15 protein-coding genes and 4 pseudogenes are annotated in these 16,640 nt (G+C 59.0%); 9 read left to right on the top strand and 10 right to left on the bottom strand.

The window, feature by feature from the left end; translation table 11 throughout:
• Positions 1-307: 307 nt before the first annotated feature.
• Positions 308-1,248 (bottom strand): annotated as a pseudogene (locus tag VHN57_RS26195) (IS110 family RNA-guided transposase).
• A gap of 214 nt (positions 1,249-1,462) precedes the next feature.
• Here VHN57_RS26195 and VHN57_RS26190 point away from each other — a divergent pair.
• Positions 1,463-1,765 (top strand): transposase, encoded by a 303-nt coding sequence (locus VHN57_RS26190; RefSeq protein ID WP_017503617.1) that lies wholly within the window; start codon positions 1,463-1,465, stop codon positions 1,763-1,765.
• 226 nt (positions 1,766-1,991) lie between these two features.
• On the opposite strand, the gene VHN57_RS26185 is transcribed toward VHN57_RS26190, so the two are convergent.
• The 5 genes and pseudogenes from VHN57_RS26185 to VHN57_RS26165 all read right to left on the bottom strand — a co-directional run bounded on the left by VHN57_RS26185 (position 1,992) and on the right by VHN57_RS26165 (position 6,728).
• A complete protein-coding gene (locus VHN57_RS26185) occupies positions 1,992-2,312 on the bottom strand; it encodes a hypothetical protein (protein ID WP_125989604.1) in 321 nt (106 codons plus the stop codon).
• Positions 2,313-2,593: 281 nt separating this feature from the next.
• The gene (locus VHN57_RS26180) at positions 2,594-3,169 is read right to left on the bottom strand and encodes a hypothetical protein (RefSeq protein WP_081261097.1); all 576 of its coding nucleotides are present in this window, start codon (positions 3,167-3,169) and stop codon (positions 2,594-2,596) included.
• Positions 3,166-3,714 (bottom strand): hypothetical protein, encoded by a 549-nt coding sequence (locus tag VHN57_RS26175; RefSeq protein WP_125989606.1) that lies wholly within the window; start codon positions 3,712-3,714, stop codon positions 3,166-3,168. The genes VHN57_RS26180 and VHN57_RS26175 overlap by 4 nt, the downstream gene beginning before the upstream one ends.
• A 698-nt stretch (positions 3,715-4,412) precedes the next feature.
• Positions 4,413-5,203: pseudogene (locus VHN57_RS26170) on the bottom strand (IS5 family transposase).
• Entirely contained in the window at positions 5,133-6,728 is a 1,596-nt protein-coding gene (locus VHN57_RS26165) for a hypothetical protein (RefSeq protein ID WP_423286441.1), read from the bottom strand. The pseudogene VHN57_RS26170 and the gene VHN57_RS26165 overlap by 71 nt, the downstream one beginning before the upstream one ends.
• Positions 6,729-6,790: 62 nt before the next feature.
• On the opposite strand from VHN57_RS26165, the gene VHN57_RS26160 reads away from it, so the two are divergent.
• Positions 6,791-7,923, top strand: a protein-coding gene (locus VHN57_RS26160; protein ID WP_148564904.1) for an IS3 family transposase whose coding sequence is annotated in 2 segments (ribosomal slippage) — positions 6,791-7,052 and positions 7,052-7,923 — 1,134 coding nt in all. Because the reading frame shifts where the segments join, the coding sequence is not laid out codon by codon here.
• A gap of 111 nt (positions 7,924-8,034) precedes the next feature.
• Here VHN57_RS26160 and VHN57_RS26155 read toward each other — a convergent pair.
• The 3 genes and pseudogenes from VHN57_RS26155 to VHN57_RS26145 all read right to left on the bottom strand — a co-directional run.
• Complete coding sequence (locus tag VHN57_RS26155; RefSeq protein ID WP_423286439.1) at positions 8,035-9,399, bottom strand: hypothetical protein; 1,365 nt, start codon at positions 9,397-9,399, stop codon at positions 8,035-8,037.
• A gap of 2 nt (positions 9,400-9,401) precedes the next feature.
• Positions 9,402-10,994 (bottom strand): hypothetical protein, encoded by a 1,593-nt coding sequence (locus VHN57_RS26150; protein ID WP_126000369.1) that lies wholly within the window; start codon positions 10,992-10,994, stop codon positions 9,402-9,404.
• Between the two features lie 170 nt (positions 10,995-11,164).
• Positions 11,165-11,920 (bottom strand): annotated as a pseudogene (locus VHN57_RS26145) (IS3 family transposase); the annotation flags it as partial.
• 9 nt (positions 11,921-11,929) lie between these two features.
• Here VHN57_RS26145 and VHN57_RS26140 point away from each other — a divergent pair.
• A pseudogene (locus VHN57_RS26140) lies at positions 11,930-12,473 on the top strand (IS5 family transposase); the annotation flags it as partial.
• Between the two features lie 68 nt (positions 12,474-12,541).
• On the opposite strand, the gene VHN57_RS26135 reads toward VHN57_RS26140, so the two are convergent.
• Positions 12,542-13,477 carry a LysR family transcriptional regulator gene (locus tag VHN57_RS26135; protein ID WP_063975933.1) on the bottom strand — a complete coding sequence of 312 codons (936 nt, stop codon included), beginning with the start codon at positions 13,475-13,477 and terminating at the stop codon, positions 12,542-12,544.
• A gap of 113 nt (positions 13,478-13,590) precedes the next feature.
• Between VHN57_RS26135 and VHN57_RS26130 the strand changes: the two genes are divergently transcribed.
• From VHN57_RS26130 to VHN57_RS26105, 6 genes are all read left to right on the top strand, one after another.
• Complete coding sequence (locus VHN57_RS26130) at positions 13,591-14,385, top strand: type 1 glutamine amidotransferase domain-containing protein (protein ID WP_063975932.1); 795 nt, start codon at positions 13,591-13,593, stop codon at positions 14,383-14,385.
• Positions 14,386-14,456: 71 nt separating this feature from the next.
• The gene (locus VHN57_RS26125; protein ID WP_026109582.1) at positions 14,457-14,753 is read left to right on the top strand and encodes a putative quinol monooxygenase; all 297 of its coding nucleotides are present in this window, start codon (positions 14,457-14,459) and stop codon (positions 14,751-14,753) included.
• A 10-nt stretch (positions 14,754-14,763) separates the two neighbouring features.
• Positions 14,764-14,940: a hypothetical protein gene (locus VHN57_RS26120; RefSeq protein WP_155737981.1), complete on the top strand. Its 177-nt coding sequence runs from the start codon at positions 14,764-14,766 to the stop codon at positions 14,938-14,940.
• 18 nt (positions 14,941-14,958) lie between these two features.
• Positions 14,959-15,699 (top strand): SDR family oxidoreductase, encoded by a 741-nt coding sequence (locus VHN57_RS26115; protein ID WP_017503035.1) that lies wholly within the window; start codon positions 14,959-14,961, stop codon positions 15,697-15,699.
• Positions 15,700-15,809: 110 nt separating this feature from the next.
• Positions 15,810-16,103, top strand: coding sequence for a putative quinol monooxygenase (locus tag VHN57_RS26110; protein ID WP_017503034.1), 294 nt, complete (start codon positions 15,810-15,812; stop codon positions 16,101-16,103).
• Positions 16,104-16,213: 110 nt separating this feature from the next.
• Entirely contained in the window at positions 16,214-16,624 is a 411-nt protein-coding gene (locus VHN57_RS26105; RefSeq protein ID WP_125999637.1) for a GlcG/HbpS family heme-binding protein, read from the top strand.
• Positions 16,625-16,640 lie beyond the last annotated feature (16 nt).

Below are 16,640 nucleotides of genomic sequence, written 5' to 3'. Positions count from 1 at the left end.
GACTTTGGCCCCGCGCCACGTTGCGCGGCGCCGGGCGTCTAGGGGCGTGCTGAGAAGTTTTGTTGAAGTATCTCAGGCGGGAGGGGGGAGGGCATCCGAGCAAAATGAATGCTCGACTGCTGCCCTAATTATCAACCAACCTGCGCAGAAATGTTGGTTAATTGTCCGTAAACGCCAAAACCTCCCCACATTTTCGTAGCTGCTGATCTGTCTATGTTTTGCCCCTCATCCGAGGGGTATCGTAGTGGCTGATGATGTAAGAACATTCGAAACAGGTTTCGAAAGGCAGGAGCGACTATCTGTCTCGTCAATAGGTCAGAGGGATTGAAAGTCGGGTATCGCGCATTTTGGCATTGAGCCTGACGAGGAGCTTTCGGGCCAGAGCGATGCGGACGACGAGCTTTGGTTTGCCAGCTGCGAGGAGTTTGTCGCGGAAGTCAGCGAGGCTTGGCTCGAAGCGCCGGGCGATGTCAGCGACGAGGAAGAGGATAGTTCGAATGGAGGCGCGGCCACCGCGAGTTCGCCTTTTGCCGAATCTGGCGCCGCTGTCATTTGCGATGGGAGCGAGCCCGACGAGCTTGACGATAGCCTTGTTTGAGAGGGTGCCCAGTTCGGGCAGATCGGCGATCAGATAAGCGGTAGTCCGATCGGCCAAGCCCTTGATTGAGCGGATGGTGCGATCAAAGGCGCGCCAGTGAGGATCGCTTGCGATGGACTGCGCGATCATGGCGCTGATGTCCTTTGCCTGTCTGGCGAACAGAGCCAGTGTTTCGCCGATCTGGGCCAGGGCCAGCGGATCGGTCGTGGCTGATCGGCGCTGCTTCTGGACGATGATATCGCGCGTCACATGACGCAGCCGCGCGGTGAGCGCTTCAAGCTTGGCCTGTTGTGCGCTGGGCGGCGGCGTGGGGATGAGCTTGCGGGCATCAGCGAACCAGGCCAGCATCCGGGCGTCGATGCGGTCGGTCTTTTCCAGGCACCCCATCGCCTGTGCGAAGGCGCGGGCGTGACGCGGATTATCGATGGTGCAGGCGATGCCCTGCGCCCAGAGCTGGAGGAAGGCCAGTTTCTCGCATCCCCCACTCGCCTCCAGCACGACCAGCCCATCATCACCGGCATGTTCCCACACGAAATCAGCGAGATCAGCAATGCCTTCGGCCGTGTTGCCACAGCGTTCGCATGATCCGGCGCGGTCCACGCATCCAGCCATGCCTTCGAACTATCGACTCCGATCATAATGTGCGTCACCTTGTACCTGCCTTGTCTGTGCGATTGGCAACCATCCGACTGTTCGGTCGCAGGGCAACAAGCAGGCCGATCCCAAACTCCCGACGGTCGAACGGACCTGAGGGGCAACGGGCGTCGACACTGCGGCCATGAGATCGGGTGGCCACCCGATCTCATGGTGCCAGGTCATCCTCATGACCTCAGGCACAGATACAAGGGGCAGCGCCCCTCGCGCATGGATGTCATTCCAGCGGGACCGGCGCATCGCCGCTGGTCGGCCGAGGCCAAGGCGCGGATCATCGCGTCGAGTTTTGAGCCCGGCGCCAACATCGCGGAAATCGCGCGGACGCATGGGCTGCTGCCGCAGCAGCTCTACGCGTGGCGGCATGACAGCATTCCGGGCAAGCGCTTGGCCAGCAAAAGCTGGGCTTCGTCCCGGCGGTGGTTGAAGATGCAGGCATCCGAGCAAAATGAATGTTCGACAGCAACCATGATTATCAACCGGACTGCACAGGAATTGTGGTTAATTGTCCTGTAATTCGCGACCTGCGATCAACTCGGCTTTAATCCGGCGCCATGTCACGCGCCGGACTCAACCGATACCGCCAGGTGCATTGAAGCATCTTGGCAGTCCAGCCAGCACCGCCCCGACCTAGCTCTGTCATCGAGAACGTGAGCGATCTCGCCTTCGCTTCGCTGCTTATGCATGGTTTTGCAAAGAGGCGACAATTCCGAACGACATCCGACCATCGTAGCAGCCGGTACTAAAGTTCAGGAATATGTTCTGACAGATCGATCCGTGCCTTGTCCATATCAACGGCTGCAAAAATGAAGTTTCGCTTGTTTGCCTCCTGCGGTGTGAGCCTGCCAGTCTCGATCTCCCAATCCAGCTTGGCTCTTGCGATTGCCTTCTCGTGGGTTCGGTTCCAGACAGGATCGGGTGCTGACGTGCCGTCCCGCAGTTGCTGTCTGGCTAATCGCCATCGCGAACGTCGCTGATCTTCGTTGTCATCGATTAGGGCATCGAAAGGGCAATTTGATCGCAGTTCGCGGCCCAAGCCATCATCCTGCACCATAAGCGCCATCCAGAGTTCCTGTGGCCGACATGTCAACAGGAAGCGCCAGAAACGCTGGCCTATCGTTGCCGCCCTGGCGGCGACCCTATGATCCAGGGCAAGCCGCGCTGCCTCAACCAGAGGGCCGATGCCCTCTCGCTGGCACCGTAGCATGTCGACTAGCTGGATCGCGCGCAGCAAGCGGCAGCGCTCCCCAATAGCGTGAGCATTATGCCGCCTGTCCTCGGAAAACGCAGCGCGGTCCGTCGGTCCAGTGTGAGCTGATTTCTTGTCGCGGATGTCCTTACTCCTCATACCGCGCCTACTTTCTCAAACTCTTGCCAGCTCGTCAGCGCCGACGCGCAGCCGTTATCGCAGCAGACATCCCGGGCGTGAAGACCAAAGCCATTAGCTCCAAGCCTACGGGCAGGCACGATCAGATGGACATGCGGGTCGTTCGATGAGCCAGCCCAATATGGTACATGTAGCACCATCAGCACCGCGAGTTGCAGTTCGCGTACGAAATAGCTCAGGACCCATGCCCGGATATCTTCCCAGCTCACGTGGAGGGGCCGATCGGCTGACAAGTCAATTGTGAACTGAGCATATCCCGTCTTCTCGACCGCTGGGTGCGTGGCATCATAACGTTCGAGAAGATAGGAAAGCTGCGCATATTCACCCGGCGCATTTGTCGGTACTAGCAGGTCATGTCGGGCTGCTTCATGTCCTGCTGGCGTCAGCTTTGCGAGAACGGCGGCGGAAACGCCGTTCCTTATTCCGTCATTCTTCCAATAATAGCGGACGTAGCGAAAATGGGGATGGTCGGTGCTATCCCCAACGTAGGCGGACAGCGCCTCGGGACCAGAACGGCTCTTCTTGCCAGTCATGCTGCCCACCTCCCGGCAAAGGGGAGCATTTTTTGGCTGGTGCAGGGAAACAGGATAAGTCCCTCGGTGGAAGCCCTGACTCCAGGCTGGCCATCCTCAAGCATCGGCATGAACCACAGCCTGTCGTCGAACCAGGCAGACCGATAGTCTACCAGCCACTCGCGCCTCCTGTGGAAATGAATGTCCAGGCTCTGCGGCCAGGCCCCCGAACGTAGGAGCAGCAGGTCTAGCCCATGGCTATCTCCCATCTGCGCCAATTTTTCACGGGTTTCTGACCCAGAAACATTTGTGCCCGCAATCAGCAAATTGGCCTGTTCGAGAAGCAACATGCCTTCGGTGCCGGTCAATTGTCGGCTCGGTTCAAGATCGATCGGCGCGCCGATATCGCGCGCGATCCTCATCATCGCTCGCTGGACCGAACTGCGAACGAACGGAAGGGTTTGCGCCCCCCCATTGGGGACGCATTCTGGAATATATGTCACATTAATCACTTTCAGATTGGGGAGCCGCGCCACTGAGCCGGGCTGCACTCTCCCTTTTTTCATTCCGTTACTCAGTTGTACTGAGCTACTTGCTTACTTGATAAATCGGGCTGCGATGGCAGCCCTTGTCCCGCAGGGACAGCATCTGTTAATCCGGGCAAGATTAATGGTCGATCGCTACCATGATTATCAATCGGGCTCGGCAGGGTTCACGCTTAATTATCCTGTGACATGCATTCAGCGATCAAATCGGTTTTGGCCCGGTGTCATGTCGCACGATGCTCCGTAATCCGGGCCATTGCTCTACCCAATGGGGCGACGGGGGCGAATGATCCTGGGCCTTTCCCGTGTCCCGCGGACCTGCAATCCGTCCCTGCAGCCGGGGGCTGTTCGGTTATCCGAACTACATGTGTTCGCGAAACGGGCATGGTTGCACCGACATTGTATTGGACTCGGCCACTATTGCGGAGAGTATGCCGCGTACCTACAAGACTTGGCACGTGCTGTTCGAGGCCGGCCAACCCTTGGCGCTGGCGGCCATTTCTTCCGCTGAGGAATTCATATTTGTAGCCGGCAACTTTGGTATGGTTTAACTGATCAGCAAATCATCGGCGCTCGGACATAGGAACCAAAATAACTCCAAATCATATCGGATAGGCATAAGATTGCTACCAGGTACCATATGATTTCAGCCGACCTCCTGCATGGCCCTTCCATTCATTTCCCTGAACAGTTTGACGATCAATGCTAGGCGACGCTGGCTAGGTTTCGTGGACAAAGGGTATCCATTGCAGGGCTGAGACGAGATTGACGAAGCCGAGGTAGGACTCTTTGGTTTTGTCGTATCGAGTTGCGATACGCCGCCAGTTCTTGAGTTTGTTGAAGAGGCGTTCGACAAGATTGCGCCAACGGTATTTTTCGCGATCGTGTGGGATTGGATCGCGCCGATTGCTTTTGGCGGGAATGACAGCCTCAACGTCAGCATTGGCCAATTCCTCGCGGATGGCATCTGCATCGTAGCCCTTGTCCGCCAACAATGCCTCGATCTTATGAGCAATCAAACGGAACAGCGGGCCAAAGCCTTGGATATCGTGGCTCTGGCCCGGCGTCAGGACAAAGCCGAGCGGTCGGCCTTTGGCATCGCAGCGGGCGTGGAGCTTTGTGCTGAATCCGCCTCGCGATCGGCCAAGCGCCTCGGTTTCCTGAGTCCCTTTTTTATGCCGACGGCACAATGATGTGCTCGGACCACGGTGCTGTCGATCATGTCCGCAGTGGCATCACGAGCCACCATTTCGCCCAGTGTCTCGAGCATCGCCTCGAACACCCCGGTCGTAACCCAGCGCCGGTAGCGGCGGAAAACGCTGTTCCACTTGCCATATTCATCCGGCAAGTGGCGCCATTGCGAACCTGTGCGGGCGATCCACATCATGCCTTCGAAATACAGCCGGTTGTCCTGTGCTGGACGACAGCCACGACCACGCTCAGATGGCAGTAATGTGCCGATGATCCCCCACTCGTCCTCCGTCAGCCCAATACGCTCGCCCAACGCCACCTCCAAAAGGCAGCCTTGAATCAACGCCCGATCCTGCTGTCAACCTTTGTCCACGAAACCTAGTAGGGCGGGCCAGGGCATCGGCCGCCAGTTGCTCAGCGCGGACGTGGATGGCCAAAAGAACAATCGCCAATTTGAACGCGCGATCATCCTGTAGGCTTTTACGTTCTTTCTGTTCTAGCCTGACCGCAAGCGACCCGCGCCACCGGCTGCGCCCCTTCAATGGCGGAATGACATCCCGGCTTTTCAGAAAAAGATGCAATGTGGCCGAATTGCGCATTGGATAAAGTTTGCATGTGTGGCGCAGATGAATGTCCGCCTCCTTAAAGCCCATGGCCTTCAACAGCAGATTGACGAAAATGTCTCCGTCTTTCAGGTTCCGGAAAAGGAATTCATTACTCCTTGTATTTTGCAACATCGCTGTGAGCGCTGTTTCCAGTACTCGAGCCTCACGCGCGCCCACCTTTCGACTGAGGCTCAGGCGGCTCTCCAGCGCCTTCAGATAGGCGGGATCTTTCGTCAGTGGGGAAAGCAGCAGCTGCCCTTTCTTGCCTTGCCAGAATCCAACTGGCAGAAGACTGTTGCTGGCCCTCCTCCAATAGACATGCTTGCCATTGCCAGCCTGCGCGTTGCCCGAAAACAGATCAATCATGTTCCGAGCGGGAATGGCATGTGGCGCAAGCCAATCCCTTGCGCGCTTCTTGGACCTCGGCTTGTGTATAGCTTGAGGCGAGGTGGGCAGCTGCTTTTCCTCTGCTGTGAATGTTGCGGGCCTACCGAAATTTTCCGGCAACGGCCTTGCCGATCGCGAGGTAAAATCAACGGCTAGAGACTTGCTGGCCTTCTTAAGCGCCGATTGCAGCAAAGATATCTCAGCCCTTTTGGCGTCCATCTGGGGCGTGTAGGATAGAAGCTGCGATGCAGTCGGGCGACAGGGCAATGGAGGGCATTGCAGTGCGTCGGACCTTTTCAGCCGACCCTTTCGCTTGCGCCATGCGTCCGGTTTGACTTTGGTCAATTCCTGCAGCAATTCAGGCTCAAGCACATCGAAGGAAGAAGGGCGGGCGCAATAGAGGCCCAGCAACCAATCCAGTAGATGGATATATGAACGCAATGTCATGTCTGGTCCGCTATGACCCATAACCTGGCTGACTGCGTGTAGGGCGCTGGCTCCGAGTCTTTCCGCACCTAGCAAGCGCTGCGCGACCCGTTCCCTGCGCTGCTGCGAAATCACGCTGGTCAGTCGGCGCGGCACGGGCGGTTCGGCCATATCGACCGGCAACATCAGCGTCGCCAGCAAATAGGACGCGAAGCTGTGGCGTAAATGACCGTGCTCCAATTCACGGGCAGAAGCCCTTTTCAAGGCATCGTTGATCGCGCTGCTCGCGAAGGCGGGATTCGGAGCAGTCGCACTATCGGCTGTACCGAACAGCCACCCGTCGCGCCCTTCGATCGTTTTGGTCCGTTGCGCTTTAAGAAAGCGCTGCAGTCGCGCCAGTTCAGAGGTGGCCTGGAGAATCTGCACACTGAGATAATTGGATTTTCTGCCTCGGAGCAGCCAGGAAGGCTGCGAGACAGGAGCAGAGAATGAGCAGACGACCCCGGCGCAACCACAGCCCGGCATTTAAGGCGAAGGTGGCGCTTGCCGCGATCAAGGGCGAGAAGACGCTGGCAGAGCTGGCGCACGACTATGATCTGCATCCCAACCAGATCACGACGTGGCGCACGCAGTTGCTCGAAGGGGCGGCGGGCGTGTTCGGCTCGGAGAAGGCGTCGGACGAACCGGCCGTCGACGTGAAGACGCTTCACGCCAAGATCGGCGAACTGACGCTGGCCAATGATTTTTTGGAAGGCGCGCTCGGCAAGGCAGGTCTGTTGCCGAGCGCAAAGCGATGATCGATCGAACGCACACCTTGCCGGTGAAGCGGCAGGCGAAGGAACTGGGGATCAGCCGGGGCAGTGTCTATTATCTGCCGCGGCCGGTTTCATCCGAAGACCTCGCAATCATGCGTCGCATCGACGCGTTGCATCTGGAGTTCCCGTTCGCAGGAAGCCGGATGATGCGCGACTTTCTTCGTCAGGAGGGCATCACGATCGGCCGCTGCCATGTCGCGAGCCTGATGAAGAAGATGGCGATCGAGGCGGTCTATCGCCGTCCCAGCACTTCCAAGCCGGCACCAGGACACAAGATCTACCCCTATCTCCTGCGCAAGCTTCCGATCGTGAGGCCCAATCAGGTTTGGGCGACAGACATCAGCTACATCCCCATGGCCAAGGGGTTCGTCTATCTCGTCGCCATCGTCGACTGGTTCAGCCGCAAGGTTCTCAGCCACCGGATCTCGATCACGCTGGAGGCCGACTTTTGCGTGGAAGCGCTCGAGGAAGCCCTGGCGCGCTATGGCAAACCGGAGATTTTCAATACGGACCAAGGCAGCCAATTCACGAGCCAGGCCTTCACCAGTGTGCTGATGCGAGAAAAGATTGCCATCAGCATGGACGGCCGCGGCGCCTGGCGCGACAATGTCGTGGTCGAGCGGCTGTGGCGCTCAGTGAAGTACGAGGAAGTCTACCTGCACGCCTACGCATGCGTCAGCGAAGCGCGCAGTTCGATCGGCCGATACCTGGGCTTCTACAACGCCCGGAGACCTCACTCGAGCCTCGGCGGACGTACGCCCGATCAAACCTACTTTGACAATCTGCCACAGGCCGTGGCAGCGTGAATTGGCCGCGACTTGCGGGGCGTCACTCCGGCCGGGCTACGCCCGACCTCCATGACGCCCCGCAGGCAGCAGCTTGAACAACCAAACCGCAGACGATCCACTTATCAAACGTCAAAGGCTGTTCAGACAAACCGAGCCACTTCTTTCTTCAGATTCGAGCAGTATGTCGAGGGGAATGATTCGTCGACTTCCCGGTGTTTTCAAAACCCGTTCTTCATTTTTTTCCACGAAGAGTTCTAAACGATCGCCCGCACTGGCAAAATCGCCGCAACGCAGTCCAACGGCCTCTGTCAGACGGAGGCCGGTGCGAAAAAGCAATATAACGACAAGGGCAATCTGCTCCTGTTTGGTTCTATCGAGTAGGCGGATGAGTCGATCATATTCTTCGGGCAACAGAAGATCGGCGGAAATAGGGTCTTCCAACCGATATTCGTCCAGTCCGAAATCGATCGGTTCTGAACCACGGCAATTATACAGGAAGCGCCCGAATGACTGAAATGCATTTATGCACTTATTACGGTGCTGATGACGCTTTTCATTTGCTAGAAAGGATTTTACATATTCTTCAAGAGTGAGCCATGGGATGGTCAAGGGGTTGAATTCATGATGCCAGCCTATAAACATTGATACTAGGCAATCAAAATAACCTCTTACCGTAGATATTGAATAACCTTTTCCGTTTCGACCGCGTTCGCTCCGAATTGCATATTTGCACCAATCTACAAGTGTGTTTTGCAATTTAAATTTGTCGTTGTCAATCAGTGATATATTTGACAAATTATTTAGTACTATTCTTTTTATTTTAGATTTCTTTAGATTTACGCCACTTTTGAAAATTGATCGGGTAGGATTAAGTGCATCAGATGCGGCCAGAATAAGCGGGTCCAGAATTATATTGTATTTCTTTTCATTTTTCCGCTTATCCTGCACCGGTTTTAGGACTTCGCCAGGCACCACATCACCATGGATGATGCGAAACCAGCTTTCATGGCTGACGGACACGCCGGGGGCACGGCCCTGCGCGTGGGCCAAAAGCAATCCGGGTAGGTGCATTCGCCAGGCTCTGCCGGCGTCTTTAACCAGTAGCTGACCGCGGCGCCCATCTTCATCTATTTCTGTTCGTCCGTACGCAGCAAAGCATTCCTCCGGGGTCGCCTCAGCCGGTAGCCGATGCCCATCTCTCCTCCATTGCACGATCAGCATGGCGGTGACAGGATCGGCAAACCATCGGGCCGAATGGCCATCCAACTCCATATCGATCGACAGCATGCTACCCTGGACCAGAACCCAGCGATCAACTCCCTGCATCCATGAAGGCCAGAGCAGCGCGTTATGCAATCCGCCGCGCTGGACGGCCGAAGTTAGCATTTTTCCCATAAGATAGAGCGGCGAACGCACATCAATTGCGGATTCCTGTACCTCAACGGCATGCAAATCGTCATCTTCATATGCCAGGTCGAAGTCTGCCAGCACCATTGTCACAGCGTGGCGATCGCGAGATTGGCGGCACGCGGAATCCATCCGGCTGCCTGAAGGACAGGATCAAGCGTACGGGCGAGATCGGCCCGATACACCGCTGGGTCGAGCGCACTGAACATGTCCCAACTGCCGCTGTCCAGCGGCCCATGGCCGTAAAAGGCATGAATGGTTTCAGTACTGCATTGTCCGACGAGCTTCGTCCGCAACCAGTGACGGCCTGCATTTTTCCTTAAGTGCTGCACGGCCATGGCCTGACCGATTGCGTTTGTTACCTTGATTGGCTCTGCCGTGAGCAACTCGCGATCGAACGATTTTGAACGGTGGCGTTTCAACCGGAAAAGCGGAAGATCGCGTTGTTCCCTGATCTGGCCAACCTGTCGTGCCGTCTCTTCTGGAAGCATATCTTCGAGACACTTTACATGCTCGTCATAGAGGCGCAGTTGCTCCATGGCTGTGTCACAGAGCCAGACCAATCTCTGGGTTTCCGTTCCCCTGACATTTTTGTCTGTGAGCGAGTAGAAGCGCGTGTTGTCATCGACGTCCTTTGACGCCGGCAAGGATCCTGTAATTCCGCGATGGGCAAGAGCAAAGGCCAGCAAGCCTACGCTGTAACGGGTCATGGCCTGATGGAGCATCTCGATAGGCCGCGGCGCCGCTTCCAGACCCTCGGCCAGAGAGCGCACCAGATCACCAACGGTCTCATCCGTGGGCGTAAAGCGTCCACCGATATGTGTAGCGGCCACGGTTGCGGGTAAAGTGACAGGGGGTAGGGTGTCGATCCCGTTGATGGAGGAACGATAATGGCGGGCCAGCCTGTCCTGCGAAAGGGCCCCGTAGGCGCTTGAGGCTTCGGCCATGCTGGGAATGATTCCGGTGATGGCGGCCGTTAGCACCATGTCGCCGCCCGCTGCTTCGTTCATTGTAGCGGGCAGCCACCGAGTGAGGGACGCCGTTGTCGCCGCTGCGTCGCGCGCTTTGCGCCCGGTCTGCGGATCGTGGCGCTCAAGCCAGTGCATCATAGTCGCGACCAGCAGGTCCTGTTCATCGGGTTCGCCTGCAACTTGTCGTCCGTATCTGCCGACCTCCCAATGGGTGAACAGGGGCTGGGCAAATCTATCGGGCGCGCATTTACGCTGTGCAAGGCATCGGTCAATGATAGTGACGGTCAGATCCGTGACGGGGAGGTAAATACGCTCTGACAGAGTTAGCGTGCCTGCCTCCGTCGGCTTTGGATCGGCCCGATCCCTTAGGTCCAGCCACCATGCCCAATTTTCGCCATTCCTTACCAACGCTGGCGACGTGGCGACCCAATTGCTTTCGTTTGATGCGGTATGGAAGCTGAGAGGCAGCAGTGTTTTATAGCTACGCCCAGTCGTCAGCGAGGCCCAGATGAGAAGGCAGAGTTCCAGTTCAAACAGACCAATGTTTTCCTGTAGTCTTGCGCATACAATGCCTTTGAGATGGTCGACATCCACGGCCGTCAGCCTGTCCCAGCTGTAGGGAAGCGTCTGGAAATCGCGAATGCGCCTGTTTCGGAAACCGGAACTGAGCGGCCGTTTCCGTCCTTTAGGTGATGGATTGCCTTCAGCCAATTATAAGCCCCCTTTGGTAGGGTGGCGCTTAGGGGCGTAAAGTTTATGCAATATTTACATGTGGTTATATTTTTTAGTCAAATGAGATGGTGGTTGCGAACAATCCGATCTTCACTATTTGTCTATGACGGAATTGTGATCTGCCCCCACCGAGTGGCCCGATTGGTTTGTTAGTGGATTAAGCCCATCGCCGCCATATCCGGACGGAGGTGGAGCGAAGCGGAACCGGAGGCCGGATATGGCGGTGTCGCCGTTTCCGGTGCCGGCGGTCGGTAGCCCAGGCTGCTGTGAGGGCAAACGGTGTTGTAATGCCGCCGCCATGCCTCGATCAGCACCTTGGCCTCAGCGAGGCTGTAGAAGACTCGCCGTTGAGCAGTTCGTCGCGAAGCGACCCATTGAAGCTTTCGTTATAGCCATTCTCCCATGGTGATCCCGGGGTGATATAGAGCGTCTTCACGCCGATCTGCCCCAACCATTTCTGGACGGCGGTCGCGATAAACTCGCTACCATAGCACATTGGGAAGTGCCGGATCGGGAGCCGCTATGGCCCACGCGAGATGAACAGGTCAGCCAGCGCCGCCAGCACATCCTCGTGTTTGAGCTGCCGGGCAACGATGAGTGCCAAGGCATTCCCTGCTGGCCTCGTCGATGATCGTCAGAATCCGGAACTTGCGGCCATCGTGCGTGCGCCCTTCGACGAAGTCGTAGGCCCACACATGCCCGGGATACTCAGGCCGCAAGCGGATACATGATCCGTCGTTGAGCCACAGGCGTCCCCGTTTGGGCTGACGCAGCGGGACCTTCAGTCCTTCGCGTCGCCATATCCGCTCGACCCGTTTGTGGTTCACCGTCCACCCCGCATGGCATAGCAACGCCGTCACTCGGCGGTAGCCATAGCGGCCATATTGCTTCGCCAGCGCGACGATGAGGCACGCGTGTTCACGCGCATCATAGAAGGTCCGGCTGCGGTGGGCGCCAAACCCAAAACGGTGATGATCGACGCGACCTACCTGAAGGCGCACCGCACGGCATCGAGCCTACGGGTAAAAAGGGGGATCTCGACCGCCTGATCGGACGCACGAAAGGCGGCATGAACACCAAGCTCCATGCCGTCGCCGACGCGAACGGTCGCCCTTGAGCTTCTTCATGACCGCCGGTCAGGTCAGCGACTACACCGGTGCGGCCGCGCTGCTGGACGACCTGCCAAAAGCGCAGTGGCTGCTCGGCGACCGCGGCTACGATGCCGACTGGTTCAGGGACGCTCTTCAGGCCAAGGGCATCGAGCCTTGCATCCCAAGCCGCAGGTCGCGCAACGAGCCCGTCCGATACGATAAGCGCCGCTATCGGCGCCGCAGCCGCATCGAGATCATGTTCGGCCGCCTCAAAGACTGGCGCCGCGTCGCCACCCGCTACGATCGCTGCCCTACGGTCTTCTTCTCCGCCATCGCCCACGCTGCCACCGTCATCTTCTGGCTGTGATCAACGCGTCCTGACCCTAAGGAATGTTTGTGAAATTCAACCGGCGTCGCCCGGCCGAATGAAGTCCATCACGTTGGCGACGTCATGGCTGTTGCTGCCGTCTTGTCCTTGAAGTCGGTGATGACTTCGCCGATCAGCGCCCGTAGCCAGCGGTGGGCGGGATCGTGGCGGTAACGGACGTGCCAGGCCATCTCGACGGGAAAGCTGCCGAGGTCGACCGGGGCGGGCAGGACCTTCAGCCGGGGGTCGTGCATCAACTGTCGGCAGATGAGCGTGGGCAGGGTGGCGCAATAGTCGGTCACCGCTACCATCTCGGCTGCCGCGAAGAAGTTGGTCACGGAGATCGCGACGTCTCGCTTCAGCTGTTGCTGCGCCAGCGCCTGAAACAAACCGGCGCGCATCCGTCCGGGCGGCACGATGTTGACATGCTTCATCGTCTCGAACTGCTCGCGCGTCATGACATCGCCGACGCCCGGATGGTCAGTACGGACGGCGCAGGCGAGCCCTTCGTCCATCAGGTGCTGGACGACGAGGTTATCGGGCGGATCGACGATGCGGCCCAGCACGAGCGCCGTCGTGCCCGACACGACGCCTGTTTCCACAAGATCGTTCCCGTAGGGCGTCAGACGAAGCTTTATGCCGGGGGCGACCTTCTCCAGGCGCGCCACGATAGCGGGGACGAGGACGAACTCGACATAGCCGTTCGGCGCGATCGTGAAGAGCCGTTCGGCCTTTACGGGGTCGAAGGCCTGCTGACCGAGGACCGCATTGTCGAGCTGCGCAAGTGCCTCGGCGATCAGCGGTGAGAGTTCAAGCGCGATCGGGGTCGGCTGGATGCCGTAGCGCTCGCGGACGAACAGTTGGTCCTGAAGCATCAGTCGTAGACGCGATAGGGCATTAGACAGGGCGGGCTGCGTCATGCCCATGCGCTCGGCAGCCCGCGTGACGCTGCGCTCCTCCATCAACGCGACGAAGATCGGCAGCAGGTTCAGATCGTAGCGCATGCAGTCATCCTGTCAGACGTATATCTGACATTAGAAATATAAACTTCTAGAATATATCAACGAGGCCCATTTCCCATCCATCGGCGACGGGCGCCGCGAACATGGAGGTTGAGATGAGCAAGGGTCAGGTTCTCGTTCTTGGATCGAATGCGACACGGCTCGGTCTGCGTAGCGGCAGTACCGCAACGGTCGGTCAGTATCTCAACGAGACGGCAGTCCCCGCGCTGGCACTGCTCGACGCCGGCTATGATATTGTTCTCGCTACGCCCAACGGGACCAAGCCGCACATCGACGCCGGCTCCGACACGAAGGACCACTTCGGCGGTGATGAGGCGGCATACCAGCGCGCCAAGGACTTCTTCGCCAGCCACCCGGCCATGAACGACGTCCGCACGCTGAAATCGGTCGTCGACGAGGGTCTGGACGGCTTCGTTGGCGTGTTCGTGCCGGGAGGTCACGCGCCCACTGTCGATCTGATGCAGGACCGCGATGCGGGCACGATCCTCCGTCACTTCCACGCGACGGCCAAGCCGACCGCGCTCCTCTGCCACGGACCGGTGGTCGTTGTCTCCGCGCTCGACGATGCTCCGGCCTTCCGCAAGGCGCTGGAGGAAGGCGATGACGCCGGGGCGGCCGACCTGGCGCGAGACTGGATCTACGCGGGTTACCGCATGACAGTCTTTTCGGCGAGCGAGGAAAAGATCGCCGAGGAGCAAGTGCTGAAGGGCGAACTCTACTTCGACATGGAAAAGGCGCTGCGGTCGGCCGGTGGCGACGTCTCTGTCACCGACAAGAACTTCGCTTCGAATGTCGTCGTGGACCGAGAGCTGATCACGGGTCAGAATCCGGCGTCGGACCAAGCCATGGCCGACGCTTTGATCGAAGCCCTCGATCGCGCCGCTGCGTGAGTACCAGGATGACGGGCGGGGCGCTCAGGATGCGCCCCGCTTCGCATAGAACCATTATGAGGAACGGTACCATGACCTCCAACGTGAAGATCGTCGCCGTCTTAACCGCCCGTGCGGATACCGTCGACCGCCTGCGCGCTCTGCTCGACGCCATGCTAAAGCCGAGCCGTGCCGAGCCGGGCAATTTGCGCTACGATCTCTGGCAGGACCAGAGCGATCCGAACCGCTTCGTCCTCGACGAGCTGTACGCGGACGCGGATGCGGTTACCGCCCACCGCGCGACGCCCCACTTCCAAAACTACCTCTCTCAGATCGGCGATCTGGCTGAGCGCGGCGCGTTCGTCCTCAACCCCGTCTCCGCGACCTAGGGGTGCTGCCATGGGCAACCTTAAAGAATGGGTGGGGTCGGCGCTGCTGGCACAACCGTTCTACATAAAGGAGCTGCGGATGATCGGCCTGTTGGCACCTGCGCTTCGCCTGGGCCTTATGGGCCTCGTTCATCCACGCGGCTACCGCTGGCGCGGGGCCGCGACCCAGCGAAAAATCAACATTTGAAGTGAAGGAAACACAATCATGACCAAAGGTATCGAAGGCAAGGTTGTTCTCATCACCGGCGGCAGCACCGGCATCGGCGCGGAAACCGCGCGGCTTCTCGCCGAACGCGGTGCGAAGGTCGCCATCGCCGCACGGCGCAAGGACAAGCTCGACGAGGTCGTCGCGCAGATCGCCGAGAACGGCGGAACGGCACGCGCCTATGCGCTCGACGTCACCGACAAGTCGGCGGTCCAGTCCGTCGTCGCCGCGATCGTCGCCGACTTCGGCCGTCTCGACGTACTGATCAACAACGCCGGTCTGATGCCGATCCGTCCGATGGCCGAGGTCAACACCGACGAGTGGGACCAGATGATCGACGTCAATCTGAAGGGCACGCTCTACGGCATCGCTGCGGCCCTTCCCGGCTTTCTCGAGCAGGGCAGCGGTCACATCATCAACTTGAGCTCGGTTGCGGGCATCAAGGTCTTCGCTCCGGGCGGCACGGTCTATTCCGGCACCAAGTTCGCCGTCAGCGCGATCAGCGAGGGCTTGCGCCACGAGGTGGGGGAAAAGGTCCGGGTCACGTCAATCGAGCCTGGAGCTGTCGAAAGCGATTTGAAGTTCACGACCTCTGGCGCGGCTGCCAAGACGGTGCTGGACTTCTACAAACAGGCCATCCCGGCGGCATCGGTGGCGCGTGCTATCGCGTTCGCTGTCGAACAACCTGATGACGTCGACGTCAACGCGATCGTCATCCGGCCGACCGCACAGCAATTCTGATTTCGACCAGGAGGCGGGGCCGCCTGTGCTCCGCCTCATGGGGAACGACCGGCCCGCTCGTCCGTTACTTTGCCGAATAACATCTGCCCGTTTCACTTGGGGAGTCATTTATGCCCAAACTTGCCCTGTATGTACCACTGAAGGCCAAGCCCGGAAAAGAGCGTGATGTCGCCAATTTCCTGACCTCGGCATTGCCGCTCGTTCAAGCTGAGGCGGGCACTCTGACCTGGTATGCGATCGAGGAAGGTCCCGGTGCGTACGCGATCTTCGATACGTTCGACACAGAGGAGGATCGGCAGGCCCATCTCGACGGCAAGGTTGCCGCCGCATTGATGGACAAGGCAGACGAACTGTTTTCCGAACCGCCGCAGATTCACAAGTTCACCTTGCTGGCCGCGAAATAGCGGAAGCAGTCGGCACCCTAGCGCGTCGCTCTCATCGCCCGCGTGGGGGAAACACGGGCGCGGCGGCGTGCGTCGAGCGGTTTTCCCCGGACTGGCCACGGAGACACGCCATGCACTCCATCCAGACGCTCGACGCGCGGACGATCATCGATGCGGGGATCGCGGAGGCCGAACGGATTGGCAACCCGACGAACATCGCGGTGGTGGACGCGAGCGGCTGCCTCCTGGCGTTCGCGCGGATGGACGATGCGTGGCGCGGCAGCGTCGACATCGCGATCGGCAAGGCGTGGACGGCGCGCGCGTTCGACGTCGAGACCAAGGCGCTGGCGAAGCTCGCCCAGCCGGGCGCCGACCTCTACGGCATCCATGCCTACAACTGCGGCAAGGTGATGATCTTCGCCTGTGGCATGCCGATCAAGGAGGGCGAGACGGTGATCGGCGCGGTGGGCGTGTCGGGCGGCACCGGCAAGCAGGACGAGAGCATGGCCGAGGCAGCGGCGCAGGCGTTCGCGCGCGGCTGAGCCTTGGAGCGCGGCG

Source organism: Sphingobium salicis subsp. salicis (assembly GCF_049472635.1).
In the GTDB taxonomy this organism is placed as follows: domain Bacteria; phylum Pseudomonadota; class Alphaproteobacteria; order Sphingomonadales; family Sphingomonadaceae; genus Sphingobium; species Sphingobium yanoikuyae_A.
This window is presented reverse-complemented; position numbering and strand designations above follow the sequence as displayed.

What these genes read in the sequence shown, in the direction of transcription:
- VHN57_RS26185 (WP_125989604.1), bottom strand. Translation starts at nt 2,312, where the DNA reads ATGGCGCTTATGGTGCAGGATGATGGCTTGGGCCGCGAACTGCGATCA.
- VHN57_RS26120 (WP_155737981.1), top strand. Translation starts at nt 14,764, where the DNA reads ATGGGCAACCTTAAAGAATGGGTGGGGTCGGCGCTGCTGGCACAACCG.
- VHN57_RS26105 (WP_125999637.1), top strand. Translation starts at nt 16,214, where the DNA reads ATGCACTCCATCCAGACGCTCGACGCGCGGACGATCATCGATGCGGGG.
- VHN57_RS26110 (WP_017503034.1), top strand. Translation starts at nt 15,810, where the DNA reads ATGCCCAAACTTGCCCTGTATGTACCACTGAAGGCCAAGCCCGGAAAA.
- VHN57_RS26125 (WP_026109582.1), top strand. Translation starts at nt 14,457, where the DNA reads ATGACCTCCAACGTGAAGATCGTCGCCGTCTTAACCGCCCGTGCGGAT.
- VHN57_RS26190 (WP_017503617.1), top strand. Translation starts at nt 1,463, where the DNA reads ATGGATGTCATTCCAGCGGGACCGGCGCATCGCCGCTGGTCGGCCGAG.
- VHN57_RS26130 (WP_063975932.1), top strand. Translation starts at nt 13,591, where the DNA reads ATGAGCAAGGGTCAGGTTCTCGTTCTTGGATCGAATGCGACACGGCTC.
- VHN57_RS26115 (WP_017503035.1), top strand. Translation starts at nt 14,959, where the DNA reads ATGACCAAAGGTATCGAAGGCAAGGTTGTTCTCATCACCGGCGGCAGC.
- VHN57_RS26175 (WP_125989606.1), bottom strand. Translation starts at nt 3,714, where the DNA reads ATGAAAAAAGGGAGAGTGCAGCCCGGCTCAGTGGCGCGGCTCCCCAAT.
- VHN57_RS26155 (WP_423286439.1), bottom strand. Translation starts at nt 9,399, where the DNA reads ATGGTGCTGGCAGACTTCGACCTGGCATATGAAGATGACGATTTGCAT.
- VHN57_RS26180 (WP_081261097.1), bottom strand. Translation starts at nt 3,169, where the DNA reads ATGACTGGCAAGAAGAGCCGTTCTGGTCCCGAGGCGCTGTCCGCCTAC.
- VHN57_RS26135 (WP_063975933.1), bottom strand. Translation starts at nt 13,477, where the DNA reads ATGCGCTACGATCTGAACCTGCTGCCGATCTTCGTCGCGTTGATGGAG.